Annotated in this window: 11 protein-coding genes; 8 read left to right on the top strand and 3 right to left on the bottom strand. The window is 43.1% G+C overall.

Annotated elements, in window-relative coordinates:
• Positions 1-202 precede the first annotated feature (202 nt).
• From J1N09_RS06355 to J1N09_RS06345, 3 genes are all read left to right on the top strand, one after another.
• Positions 203-949 carry a protein-L-isoaspartate(D-aspartate) O-methyltransferase gene (locus J1N09_RS06355; protein ID WP_265199039.1) on the top strand — a complete coding sequence of 249 codons (747 nt, stop codon included), beginning with the start codon at positions 203-205 and terminating at the stop codon, positions 947-949.
• 106 nt (positions 950-1,055) lie between these two features.
• Positions 1,056-1,562: a hypothetical protein gene (locus J1N09_RS06350; protein WP_265199037.1), complete on the top strand. Its 507-nt coding sequence runs from the start codon at positions 1,056-1,058 to the stop codon at positions 1,560-1,562.
• 9 nt (positions 1,563-1,571) lie between these two features.
• Positions 1,572-1,946 carry a GerW family sporulation protein gene (locus J1N09_RS06345; protein ID WP_265199035.1) on the top strand — a complete coding sequence of 125 codons (375 nt, stop codon included), beginning with the start codon at positions 1,572-1,574 and terminating at the stop codon, positions 1,944-1,946.
• A gap of 91 nt (positions 1,947-2,037) precedes the next feature.
• On the opposite strand, the gene J1N09_RS06340 is transcribed toward J1N09_RS06345, so the two are convergent.
• Positions 2,038-3,585 (bottom strand): M20/M25/M40 family metallo-hydrolase, encoded by a 1,548-nt coding sequence (locus tag J1N09_RS06340; protein WP_265199033.1) that lies wholly within the window; start codon positions 3,583-3,585, stop codon positions 2,038-2,040.
• A gap of 147 nt (positions 3,586-3,732) precedes the next feature.
• Here J1N09_RS06340 and J1N09_RS06335 point away from each other — a divergent pair, with 147 nt between their 5' ends.
• The 4 genes from J1N09_RS06335 to J1N09_RS06320 all read left to right on the top strand — a co-directional run bounded on the left by J1N09_RS06335 (position 3,733) and on the right by J1N09_RS06320 (position 9,111).
• The gene (locus J1N09_RS06335) at positions 3,733-5,382 is read left to right on the top strand and encodes a tetratricopeptide repeat protein (protein ID WP_265199031.1); all 1,650 of its coding nucleotides are present in this window, start codon (positions 3,733-3,735) and stop codon (positions 5,380-5,382) included.
• Between the two features lie 52 nt (positions 5,383-5,434).
• Entirely contained in the window at positions 5,435-5,932 is a 498-nt protein-coding gene (locus J1N09_RS06330; protein WP_265199029.1) for a hypothetical protein, read from the top strand.
• A gap of 559 nt (positions 5,933-6,491) precedes the next feature.
• Positions 6,492-8,429: a helix-turn-helix domain-containing protein gene (locus J1N09_RS06325; protein WP_265199027.1), complete on the top strand. Its 1,938-nt coding sequence runs from the start codon at positions 6,492-6,494 to the stop codon at positions 8,427-8,429.
• Positions 8,430-8,607: 178 nt separating this feature from the next.
• On the top strand, positions 8,608-9,111 hold the full coding sequence (locus J1N09_RS06320) for a hypothetical protein (protein WP_265199026.1): 504 nt from the start codon (positions 8,608-8,610) through the stop codon (positions 9,109-9,111).
• Positions 9,112-9,179: 68 nt separating this feature from the next.
• Here the strand turns inward: J1N09_RS06320 and J1N09_RS06315 are convergent, their stop codons facing one another.
• On the bottom strand, positions 9,180-12,425 hold the full coding sequence (locus J1N09_RS06315) for a VPS10 domain-containing protein (RefSeq protein ID WP_265199024.1): 3,246 nt from the start codon (positions 12,423-12,425) through the stop codon (positions 9,180-9,182).
• Positions 12,426-12,535: 110 nt separating this feature from the next.
• A complete protein-coding gene (locus J1N09_RS06310) occupies positions 12,536-12,763 on the bottom strand; it encodes a YtxH domain-containing protein (RefSeq protein ID WP_265199022.1) in 228 nt (75 codons plus the stop codon).
• Between the two features lie 153 nt (positions 12,764-12,916).
• On the opposite strand from J1N09_RS06310, the gene J1N09_RS06305 reads away from it, so the two are divergent.
• Positions 12,917-13,294 carry a hypothetical protein gene (locus J1N09_RS06305; protein ID WP_265199021.1) on the top strand — a complete coding sequence of 126 codons (378 nt, stop codon included), beginning with the start codon at positions 12,917-12,919 and terminating at the stop codon, positions 13,292-13,294.
• The last annotated feature ends 63 nt before the right edge of the window (positions 13,295-13,357 follow it).

The following is a 13,357-nucleotide window of genomic DNA, read 5'->3' as shown; positions in this document are numbered from 1 at the left end:
GCTTTTGCAAATTCAGCAAGTTTTACATTCCACTTACTCAGTCGATCACTCCAAATTTTTTTTAGATCTTTCATAACTCTGTATTTTAGGTTAAACACTCATTGGAAGCCAACAAGTGTGCCATAATAATGACGGTTGCCCTAATGCATTGATATACTGTTTGATATAGTTTTATTCCTAAAATATTTCGAACTCGTTCAATATGAAAAATCATCGATTTTTCGTATCTTATAAGTTGATCCATTTCAGAAAAATGACACGATTTATTACCATAGCGTTGCTGTTCATAACTTCCTTCGGAAACTGTCAGCCGGATTATGACGGTAGGCGAGAACGCATGGTTAAAGGACAGCTTATTTCCAGGGGGATAGAGGATAGGGCTACCTTACGCGCAATGCGCTCCGTACCAAGACATCTTTTTGTACCCGCCATTGCACAGCAGAAGGCCTATATCGACGCTCCTTTAAATATTGGGCAGGGGCAGACCATTTCTCAACCGTATATCGTGGCCTATATGACGGAGCAACTCAATCTAAAGAAAGACGATCGGGTTCTGGAGATTGGAACAGGTTCCGGTTACCAGGCTGCGGTACTGGCCGAGATCGTTTCCGAAGTATACACCATTGAGATCATAGATTCCCTTGGGAATCAAGCTAACAACCGCCTGAAATCATTAGGCTATGATAATGTGACTGTAAAGATCGGTGATGGCTACCTGGGATGGCCGGAGAATGCACCATTCGATGCGATCATTATCACGGCGGGTATCGATCATATTCCTCAGCCACTCATCGACCAGTTGGCTGAGAATGGAAGACTCATCGTTCCGGTTGGGCCTAAGCGAAGCACGCGAGAACTTACACTGTTGAAGAAAAGAAAAGGTAAGATCAAAAAACGATATCTGATGCCTGTTGTTTTTGTAGAATTTCAGCGAGATAAAAACGAATAGTATCCTTCATTCCAGATACTATTTAGACCGCTTATAAAATGTACGTCAATGACTGGCGTCATAGGAATCTAAACTTGAGAATTCTTCCTTTGCTGAAATTGAGATTATGACTGCCTTGTATGTCATAATAACCCTTGTTGTCATTCTGATCGGGTTTCTGCTTTGGACCCCAATAATTATCAAGGTTGATACAGACACCAACGATTATTTTGTACAATGGAGAGGGTTGGCGAAGGCGAGGATCGAAGGAGACGAGCAGGAAATTGTTCGTGTAAAGTTGAATGTTCTGTTTCTCAATTTCAAATTCTACCCACTGAGAAGTTGGGGGAAGTCGGAAAAAAAGAAGGGGCATTCCGAAGTAAAAAAGACAAAGAAATTTAATCCGAAAAACGGGCGTATTGCACTACGAGTGCTGCGGACTTTCGAAATAAAGCAATTTCTGCTTCACCTGGATACCGGGGATTATATCTTAAATGCTAAGTTATATCCGGTTTTCTTCTTCCTGAACAGGTTTTATGGGGACTTCGCCATCAACTTTAACGATAAGAATCGATTGGCACTGCAAGTACAAAACCGACCGATATTTATTCTGAAATCATTTATTAACAATTAAACATTTGTCATGGTCTTACACTTTGAAGAATTAATGAAACAGATCACTGAGTTTATCAGGACTGAAGCGCGGACAGAAACCGTTGTCGGAGAACCATTTACCTTGGGTGAATTTACCTGTGTTCCTGTTATTAAGATAGGAATGGGATTTGGATCCGGCGAAGGAGAAGGTATTGAGAAAAAAACCAAGGCTAAAACCGGATATGGAATGGGAGCCGGTGCCGGAATGGGCATCGAACCACTCGGATTCCTGGTCACAAAAGACGAAGAAATTAGCTTTATCGAAGCAGGAAAGGCCCACGGTCTTGCTGCTGCTTTCGAAAAAGTACCGGAAATGATCGAGAAGATCTATGAAAACCGAAGCAAGGAAGAGGAACCTGCTTAGGTTTAGGAGGAGTTCATACGATCTACTCGTATTTTAGGCGTGCCGCAGGGCCGGAGAGGTTATATTAGTCCGGTTCTGCGGCGAATTATTTCTATTCCATTCCTCCTTTTCGTTCTGGTGACCTGGGTGTAGGCCATTCCATTTGCTTCCCGCTTCTTCTGCTTACGGGCAATACGGCTCTTTCCCTTGAAGTTGTCTCTGGGTCTTCGCTTGCCATATATGCCAGTATGGCCGTTAGTATTACATTATTTCTCACATCGTCAAATACGATCTTATCGTAAGTATCCCGGTTCGTATGCCAGGTATAGTTCCAGTACGCCCAACTCAACGAACTCAAACTAAATGCCGGTGCGCCTGCTGCCTGAAAGGATGCGTAATCTGAACCACCTCTGGCTGGTGTGCCCGGGAAGGTGGTTTCAATTTCGGATGTGATATCTCTGGGAACGGCATTCAGCCAACGGTTCAGATAATCGTAGGAATTCAGAAAACCACCACCAGATAAGCGTACCACACGTCCGGTACCATTGTCCTGGTTAAACAATGCCTGAACACCCTTTACGATCTCAGGGTGATCTTCCACAAATGCTCGTGATCCGTTTAATCCCTGTTCCTCGCTGCCCCAGTGTCCTACCAGAATGGTGCGTTTAGGGTTTGGGTAGTGTTTCTTTAAGATTCTCATGGCTTCCATCATGATGATGGTACCGGTGCCATTGTCGGTTGCCCCGGTGGCCCCATCCCAGGAATCAAAGTGAGCAGAAAGTATTACATACTCGTCCGGTTTTTCACTTCCCTTGATCTCCGCAATTGTATTAAATGTAGGCATCACACCCAACTCTTTCGATTGGGCGACTACGTGAATTTTCGGCTTTTGCCCGGACTCAACTAGTCTGTAAAGCATACCGTAGTCCTCCAGTTCTAAGTCTAGCGTAGGAATTTTTTTAGTACGAGCACTGAAGATCTTATTCACACCAAATCCCCTGGACCAATAGGACATTACGATTCCTGTAGCACCTGCTTCTTCAAGGGCAGCTGGCAAGGTACGTGAGTTATATCCCATTCGCTTCATGTTCTCCCTCCATGCGGTATTTTGCTCATCACGTTCCTTCTTCATCTTCTCAAAGGACTCTTCTGTGGCATACTCCTCCCAATTGTAATCAGGTCGGCCGGTAGGCTGATGCATTGACGTCAGTACAAATTTTCCTTTTACCGATGGCAGCCATTTGGCAAATTCCAATGAATCCTGAACAGTTGGCAGGACTACTAATTCTGCAGTGACGCCCTCCTTACTCGTACTTGGGTTCCAGGCCAGTTGTGTTCCGCGCAAACTCTGTACTCTGGGATGAACCATATCGATGTGGGTAATCCCGCGCTGCCATCCTCGCCATTCACCGTACTTCTCATTACGAGCAGTGATTCCCCATCCCGCATAACGGTCTACGGCCCAATCGTGGGCATCTTGCATTTGAGGTGATCCCACAAGCCTTGGTCCGATAATATCCATAAGCTCATGACCCAGCCGTTCCAACATAGAGTTTTCATTGGCCTCATTGATCATGGCTTCGACAACAGGATCGGATGTTTGGGTATATCCGGAAAAAGAAAGTAGCAGCAGTAAAGTGAGAGTAAGAAGTTTTTTCATTAGAAAGATATTTTTGGATTAATCGAATTGCCATAAAAATACATTTATTTCATCTAACCTTATTGTTTTCAACAAATTGATGCTCGAAAACTGTAACAATTGCGGTATTTCGCACACTTTTAATAACAACCATTAATCAATCAAAAAATGAAAAAATTACTCTTAGTACTTGTGGCGTTCCTTGCACTGCAGTTGAACGCGCAGTCCAAATTCACTGCCAAACAATGGCAGGACGACCTTAGATTTCTTCAGAATACAGTTCATAAAGACTATCCGTTCCTATTCAAAAAGGTTAGCGCTGAAGATTTTGACGCAGCAGTAGAGAAGCTTCACAATGAAATTCCCGATCTAGAAGAACACGAGATAAGCGTTGGTTTTGCCCGCATCATAGGGATGTTTAAGTACGGTCACACCCGAATGGGCTGGACAGGTAACCCGGTTCGTTTCAGGCAGCTACCGATTAACATGTACCACTTCTCGGATGGTGTCTATGTTCAGGGAGTACACAAGGATTATTCCGAAGCAATTGGAGCCAGAGTGATCAGCATAGGAGGCATGCCTATTATGGATGCCTTGAAAAAAGTCTACCCGGTAGTTCCTGTAGAAAACGAACAATTCTTTCGTGCTTATGGTTTTCTGTACCTCAACAGCCCGGAAGTATTGCATGCACAGGGGGTAGTAAAGGAATATTCGGAAACCATTCCGATTACCTTTGAAAAAGACGGCAACTCCTTCACGAGGACCTTAACAGCTTTACCGGCTGGTAAGATGGCTCCAACTACCTATGGTTTTGTTGAAACCCAAGAAGATTGGCTGGATGCCAGGGAGAGCGGGGATACTCCATTGTATCTCAAAAACCTTGACAAGATCTACTATTACGAATACATCCCTGAAGAGAAAACGGTATACGTAAGGCAGAGTCAGATACAGGACGACCCTTCGGAGACTATCCCTGAATTTTACGACAGGGTATTCGATTTTATAGAAAACAACGATGTAGAGCATTTAGTGCTTGATGTCCGATTAAATGGAGGAGGTAACAATTACAAAAACAAGGATGTTGTTACGCGCATCATCCAATCGGAAAAAGTAAACAAGGTTGGAGGACTTATGGTAATCCTGGGAAGAAGGACCTTTTCTGCCTGTCAGAATCTTGTTAACGAGCTCGACAATTACACCAATGCCACGTTCATCGGAGAGCCTACCGGGGAGAATATAAATTTCTATGGAGATAACAACGAACATCTCCTTCCCAACACTAAGCTCCCTGTGTACCTATCATACGCCTGGTGGCAAGACAAGCCGCAGTGGGAGAACGACGACTGGTTAGCGCCTCATCTTGCGGTTGAAATGAGTTTTGAAGATTACAAGACGAACAAGGACCCGGTGCTTGAGGCGGCCCTGAGTTTTGACGGAGAAGACTTTGTACTGGATCCGATGGAATATATGACGATGTTGTATACTTCGGGCCAGCAGGAGAAACTGGCCACAGAGGTTCCGAAAATGGTGCAGGATCCACGTTACAAGTTCTTTGATTTTGAAGGTGAGTTAAACAACGCCGGTTACAGGCAACTCACTAGAGGAGATCATCAAACAGGAATAGCGATCTTCTCCTTTATAACACAAATTTTCCCGGACTCGGCTAATGCGTGGGATAGCCTGGCGGAAGGCTATATGGAAGCCGGTGATTTGGAAAAGGCCAAAGAGCTCTACAATAAAGCACTTTCCATGGATCCTGATGGCCCCACTGGGAAGAATGCAAGCATGATGTTGAAGAAGATTGAAAGAGGACATTGAGACCCTTGTTAGCCAAATGAATTAATCCGGCGACATTTCGTAACTTTAGGAAATGAGATCGTCAAAACTCTGGATCAATACATTTTTTGCCTGGTTACTATTTTTAGGTATTGATTTTATCTGCCATGCAGCTATTTTTGCTAACCTTTGGGAAGAGTCGGTACCGGCATTTAAATCACTGAATGATCTCGCAATCCTCATCCCTGCTGGATATGGCAGCTTTTTTCTTTTAACCTTACTGGTGACCTTCACCTATTCGAAAGCGTATCCTGAACCGCCATCCCGCACTCAGCTGATGCAATTTACCCTGATATGGGCTGTATTGTTTTCGGTTGCTAATTTCCTTGGGAGTTATTCCTACCTGGAGGTGCCAATAAAGCATTTGATAGTCATTAATTTTGTGTATTTTTTGGAGATAAGTAGTATCATTATTGTTGTGTACGGCCTGTTCCATTCAGAAAAGAAAAAGCGATACAGGATGTGGAGCGTGTTGCTCTTCTTTATTTTGATTATTTTGGGTATAGTTATTCAGAATGTGCTTCAGAATTAAATGGGACTGTTTATTAAGCTGATTCGAAGTGGGAGACAAGGTCCTACTTTGCACACGTAAGTAAGGTGAGGTATAATAAAAACCCCACGAATAAATCGTGGGGTTTTCATTTCTCAAATGTGTTTACACTACCTGTGAATGGCATAACTACTCGCTCTCGCATAGATCACGAGCTTTTCGTTCCATACTTTCAAGCGTTCATTCCATTTGTTAGAAAGTTTAAATCGTAGTAATTTCTTCATACGCGATCCTTTACGGGTTAATACTCGTTTACATTAAGAACCATAGGAAGTAGAAATGAAGATATGAGGTTGTTTAAATGTAAGAAATTTCCTGATGGTGTCATTAGAATTTCGAAACTATTCGATGAAATGCGCCGTAAATCAGTTATGCATGGTATTTATGAGTAGTATTATAGGTTGGAGAAGAAGTCTTACAACTTTCTGGAAAGGCCTTTTTTCAATAGAAACCCATTGATTTGATGATAATTAGCCTTGATTATATATTAAAAATTCCTTAACTTTAGTAGTTAGCTTCCCACGAACATAAAACTAAAGAGATGGGCAGGCGCAATCCATTCATTGAAGATCTCCGCGCCATTGTTCTGAACAACTACACCGACGAACAATTTGGCGTAAGTGAATTAGTGGAAATTTGCGGCAAGAGTAGGTCTCAACTTCATAGAAAGGTCAAATCGGCCAGCGGAAAATCATTGAGTCAGTTTATTCGTGAGATTCGCCTGGATGAGGCTAAGAAGCTACTTTTTACGGAGGACATAACTGCTTCTGAAGTGGCTTACCAGGTTGGATTCAACAGCCCTACCTATTTCAACACCTGTTTTAACGAATATTTCGGCTATCCTCCCGGAGAGGTTAAGCATCGCGCTGAGCTCGACGAACCATCGGTAGATTCATCATTAGAAGTTCCGAAGAGATCAGGAAAGATCAGGCGCGTCCTAGTCTGGTTGATCATTGTTACTGTTATTGTGGTTAGTGCTATTGCCTTTAATTATTTGGATCCGACCAGTAATTTCGCTTCAGAAGAGTTGCCGGATAAATCGAAGACCATCGCTGTACTGCCTTTTAAGAACTGGAGTGGTGATCCCGAACTGGAATACGTAAGTGATGGGATGACGGATGCAGTGATCACGAGATTGGCTGGTATTTCAGACATAGATAGGGTAGTGCCTTATTCTACAGTTGTTAATTACAAGAATTCAGAAAAAACCACCAACACTATTGCGAAAGAGCTCGATGTTGAGTTCATTTTAGAAGGCAATTTTAAACTATCGGGAAATAGGGTGATGAGTAACTTGAACTTAATCGAGGCGGCTTCTGAAAAATATCTGTGGACACTGGAATATAAAGGAGCCTGGAGAACCGATGAGATCTTTGAAATGCAAGCTGCGATCGCTGAAAATGTGGCGGAGAATATGGAAGTTGATATTTCATCAAATGAGAGAAAAACCCTTGAAATTGTACCAACTTCAAGTGCCGAAGCCTATAAACTTTATCTCAATGCGCAATACAACTATGAAACCTTAAGTCCTTTAGGGTTTTCAGCTGCAGAAAGGTTATTTAAAAGTGCTATTGAACAGGACTCTCTATTCATAGAGCCATATCTTGGACTCGCAAGTAACTATTTTGTGTCCGGGCTAGTGTGGGGAGGGATATCACAGGAAGAGGCAAAAACTAAAGGAAACAAGTATCTGCAGCTAGCTGAAAAAATAAGTGCCGGCAAAGAATATGACTATGAGGATTCGTTACTGATAGTAAGGATGTTTGGTAGTTTCTATTACAATTGGGATTTCCAGTTTTTATACAACAACTTCCAGCAAATAGAAGGTAAAGCTAAAAATAACTTGTCGTCAATGGAAATAGGAGGGTTGATTGAGTTCCATCGCAAAATGGGTAATTTTGATAAAGCCATAGAATATGGTCTTTTGGGTATTGATTTAAATCAAGTTGGATCAGGGACAATCGCAGGATTAGCATTTGCGAACTATCTTAAAGGCAATAAGGAAAAAGCTCTGGAAATATTGGATAAAAACGAGGCCTTATTCTCAAATGAATTCTTTTACCTCATGGAATCCTCGAAAATCTATTATTACATAGAGGATCACGAGAAGTCCAAACAGCAATTGGATAAATTACTCGCCAGGTTTCCAGATTATCCACCAATTATTACATGGTTGAGAGCGATGCACGCCCAGATTGAAGGAGATTATCAGGAAGTAGAGCAGCATTTGTCAAGACTTAAGAAAAATTACCAAGAAAATACCTCAGGTAGTCCAGCTTGGTTCATCGCTTTATATTATTGTGAAATTGGGGAATTCGACACCTCTTTTTATTGGCTGAATAAGTCGTTTGAGCATAGAGAAGTGGAACTTACATGGCTCAAGGAGGAGCCGTTGTTAAATCCATTAAAGGAAGATCCTCGCTATCTAGAGCTTTACAACAAAATCGGTTTTAATGTGATTTCACCGCTCGTGGAATAACTACTTAGCGTATGAGGCAATACCAGGCTTAAAAAGATGATAAGCATTTCAGCCTTCAAATTATATTCAGAAGCATTCAAATTAAACTTTAAAGCATTCGGAACATAGCTGTTATGTATCGCAACCTCATAATAAAGACCTTTGGAGTAATAATCACGAACCCTCTAAATTATTTATTATGAGAACTTTAATCACAATATTCGCATTAGGATTTGCATTCCTAGCTTACGCACAAGACCCAGACCCACTTACAAGATATGAATTGGAAGATGTAGTAGTTACCGCAAATTCTGCTTATCTCGCTACGGTTCAGGATGAAAACACACCTGCTGTTGCCAGAATGCTACAAAAGCAAGCAGCCACTTATGATGTGCGCTCCAATAAGGAATTCGATAAGAACGTAGCAGACTATTTCGAAATGGTATTTAAGAACAACAGTGGTAATATCGATGCTTATTACGACAACAAAGGCAGGATCGTCGCGGCCAGCGAATTCTTCAAAGATGTACAACTACCAGCCAAAGTGAGAGACGAGGTATTCAAAGGTAATGACGAATGGAAAATGACCAGTAATCGTTACAGCAGTAGTTACAACGACACTGACCTTGTAAGACGCACCTACAAAATTAAACTAGAGAAGGGCGATCACAAGAAAGACGTTGTTATTCATTTCCATAAATAACCTTCGGAACAAATTGAAATAAAAAACCACGGCCCTAGCGCCGTGGTTTTTTGAACTATTTATTTTTCCTAGTTTTCTACATATGGCGCACCGGCAGCCTGTAACTTCGAATAGAGGTTATCCAACTGCTGTTGTGCCGTTCTTAATTTAGCTTCTGCAGAATTCACTTCCTTCTTCACGATTTGCAATTGTTCCTTGTGCTGAGGAGTAGGACCGTAGGTGGCTCTTTCTATTCCTCGGTATATGGCAAACATGCGTTCTCCAACCGTCGGTCTGCCTTTTTCACCGATCTCTCCTTTAGCAGGGTTACCGTAATAACTGGCGGAAAGATCCTGTAAACTCTTGATAACGGCATTCAGCTCGTTGTCCAGGGTTCCTGGTTTAGCAGTGCTACGTGCCAGAGCAACTTGCATTGCCTTGGCTCGTTTCATGGCTTTACCCATGTCTGCATTGATCTTCGAAACAGCCTTCGAAGTGCTTTCATACGATCGCCAGAAAGAGGATACTTCGTTCATCGAAGATCCTGGCAAGGAGTTTTCACGTAGTGATTTCACTGTGAACGAAACAGGGCCATCCAATTTTCTAGTCGTTCCATTTTCAGAAATAAACAATTCCACCGAATAATTACCCGGAGGTGCCATGAATCCACTCCTGCTGGTATTCATCTTCGCATCGAATCGAACCAGGTCCAGGTCGGGATAGCGAAGATCCCAGCTTATCCTGTTCACACCTTTTTTGGGCTTTGTGTGCAGTTTTCGAACCACATTACCACTGGCATCACTAATAGCAAAAACAAGCATTGGATCCACTTCATTTACCTCGTCGGCAAGTTTATCCCATCCTGGGAAAGGAACGGCTGCCTTGTTTTTATTCTTTTCTGAATCTTTTCGTTGTGCTTCCATTGTTTTGGGAGCCTCTTTGAGATAATAGGTGAACGTCGCACCGAAATCAGGATTAGGGGCTACGAAATGTGAATCTCCCTGACTTCCCTTTCCAGGTCCGAAACTAAGGTGAGGCCGTTCCACATACCACCAGGCGTCGCGTACTGAGAACAACTTGGCTTCCTGGTTCAGGGTAGCTTCTGAAATATCGCGCAGCGCAGAATAGTCATCCAACACATAGAATCCTCTTCCGAAGGAAGCTCCTATCAGGTCATTTTCCCTTCGCTGAATAGCTATATCCCTGAATGAAATCGTTGGCACACCGCCTTCCAACTGAGTCCATTTTCTTCCGGCATCCACCGAAAAATACAATCCGAACTCAGTTGCGATAAATAACAGGCCAGGCTTCACATGATCCTGAACCAAACGCCAGACAAGCGTCCTGTTCGGGATTGAACCTGCCAGTGATGTCCAGGTTCGTCCCCTGTCGGTACTTTTCAGAAGATAAGGCTTAAAGTCGCCATACTTGTGGTTGTCCAGGGCAACATAAACCGTATTCGCATCGAATAGATCTGCTTTTATATCGTTCACGAAAGCCGTTGAAGGTACACCCGGTAGGTTGCCGACTGGGATTTTTCTCCAATTAGCTCCTCCGTCTTCGGTTACCTGTATAATTCCGTCATCGGTTCCCGCATAGATCAAACCTTGTTGTTTGGGTGATTCTGCAAGGGAAGTGATGGTATTGTAATTAGACATGGCGTACACATCCCATGGTGCATCCCAGCTTTGTTGTTTGCCCATGATAGGCAAGGTGATTCGCTCTTCATTCTTGGTAAGATCACCCGAAATTGCCGTCCAGCTGTCTCCTCGATTCGTAGATTTCCACACTCGCTGCGAAGCAAAGAAAATCGTAGTAGGGGAGTGCGGACTCACCAAAATAGGGGCATCCCAGTTGTAGCGCTCGTAGTCTTCATTCTCACCCGGTTGTGGCTGAATATCGACAACTTCGCCAGTGCTCATGTCTATTCTCGAAAGTGTTCCTTCCTGGCGTTCTGCATAGACAATATTAGGGTTGCCGGGTTCTGTGGCCGGTTGGTGGCCGTCCCAATTCAGAATTACACTCCAGTCACTACTTTGAATACCGTGAACGTTATCTGTTCTGGACGGCCCTCGCTGTGTGCTGTTGTCCTGTGTTCCACCGTAGATATGATAGAACGGCTCGGCATCATCAACGGCCATTTTGTAGTACTGAGTAACCGGTAGGTTTTCCACGTATTTCCAGGTTTTGGTAAGGTCAAAGGATTCGTACAAACCACCATCAGAACCTACGATCAGGTAGTTCGGATCACTTTGCTTAAATGCTATGGCGTGGTTATCGCCGTGCTTATTGCTTTCGTTCATGCGGTAGAAGGTCTTACCACCGTCTTCCGAGATCTGAAGATTGTTGTCCATCAGGTAGAGTCGGCCCTCGTGGTGCGGACAAGCATACAGTTCCTGGTAATAATGGGGACCTGTTCCTCCCGATACGGTTTCACTCATTTGAGTCCATGAGCCACCGGCATCATCAGAGCGATAAACGCCTCCTTTTCTTCTGTCCAATTCGATAGCTGCGTAGACAACATCCGGATTTTGAGGTGATATCGCCACCGAACACTTCCCAAGCCAGGAAGAGGGTAGTCCGTTGGTTAGTTTATCCCAGCTATCACCACCGTCAGTACTTTTATAAAGGGCTGTTCCCGGGCCACCACCCATATAGGCTGCTACTGTTCTGTGTCGTTGCCAGGTGAATACATACAACACATCCGGATCACGAGGGTCCATGGCTATATCGGTAGCACCCGTCCATTCATCATCGCCAAGCAACCTGGTCCAGTTTTCACCTCCATCGGTGGTTTTGTACAATCCACGGTCGCCACCTTTGCTCCAAAGGGGGCCCTGGGCAGTTACCCAAACCACATCGCTATTGAAAGGGTGCACTAAAATCCTGGAAATGTGTTGGGAATTTTTAAGCCCCATATTCTTCCAGCTTTTACCGCCATCGAGGCTTTTATAAACACCATCTCCATAACCTACGTGCCTTCCACCCACATCTTCTCCCGAACCTACCCAGATGGTTTCCGGGTTGTTGGGATCAATGGTTACGGCACCTACGGAATAGGAAGGCTGATCATCAAAAACCGGGGTCCAGGTAGTTCCTGAATTGACGGTTTTCCAAACGCCTCCCGACCCAACGGCCACGTACCAGATACTTTCATTTTCAGGATGAATATCGATATCGGCAATACGGCCACTCATAAAAGCGGGTCCGAGACTTCTAAGTTCGAGTCCGTTGTAAATGTTCTTGGATTCTTCAGGTTTTTCCTGAGCGTTTGCGAACTGGAATGAACCGAGGATTAAGAGTGCGGCCATCCAAAGGGATAAAAATGATCTCATAAAGTGCAGTTGTAAGCGGTTAGTATATTTTTTTCAAAGGATCATAAAGATACTGATAAAATAAAAAAAGCCCGCTATAAGCGGGCCATCACTTTAAACTAATGTGTAAATTACTCAGTCGCGTTGTTGAACGAATCTTTTACGTTTCCGCTGAACTTGTCGAATTCCTCGGTAAGTGTATCCTTTATGTCTACAGCCGCTTCTTTTACTTCGTCACCAACCTTCTTTGCTTTTTCCTTAAGTCGTTCCTTTTCTTCCGGACTTAAATTTTTGTATTTCCAGTAAGCGAAAGCGCCACCCGCAAGACCAAGTAATGCTACTATTTTTCCTTTTCCCATTTATGTATTTGTTTGAATTATTAATCTTCCGAATTAACCGGAATTATCTTATTAGTGCATTTCTTCTCAAAATGTTACGTATTTTCATTTGTCTCGGACGACAGCTCCTTATTTTAATTCAAATTTGTACTTTTAGAAAAATAATTGCCAGATATGAGATTCCTTCAAAAGCCATTATTAGTTCTTCTTCTAATTCTACCTCTATCTTTTGCTCAGGCAGAAAAGATATTTTCAGATAATACAGTCCCTAAAGTAGGGGATGTAGTTGTGGTCAACTCGCCTTCCTCTGAACACTTTCAACATATATACTTTCCTGAACCAGATGTAATTCAGAAGAAAACAGGATCGCTAGATTACAAGCAGGTATTTGGGATAGAGGCAAAGATCACAAAGGTTGAATCCAGGGGCAACGGCGTATTTGTCGTTACTTTAAAACCTTTGTACAGTAAGAAGTTTTTCGGGCATTGGCGAACTGTACAGGCCAATTATTCGCAGGCTATGGAAAGCGGCGAATTAAATATCTCCTATTAACTATCAGATTACATTGTAGAATCCTATCCTGAATTCCTGGTTTCAGATCGTGATCATTTAACC

The organism is Aureitalea sp. L0-47 (genome assembly GCF_026126405.1).
Taxonomy (GTDB): Bacteria; Bacteroidota; Bacteroidia; order Flavobacteriales; family Flavobacteriaceae; genus Pukyongia.
The sequence above is the reverse complement of the archived record's forward strand: the minus strand, read 5'-3'. Positions and strand labels throughout refer to the sequence as shown.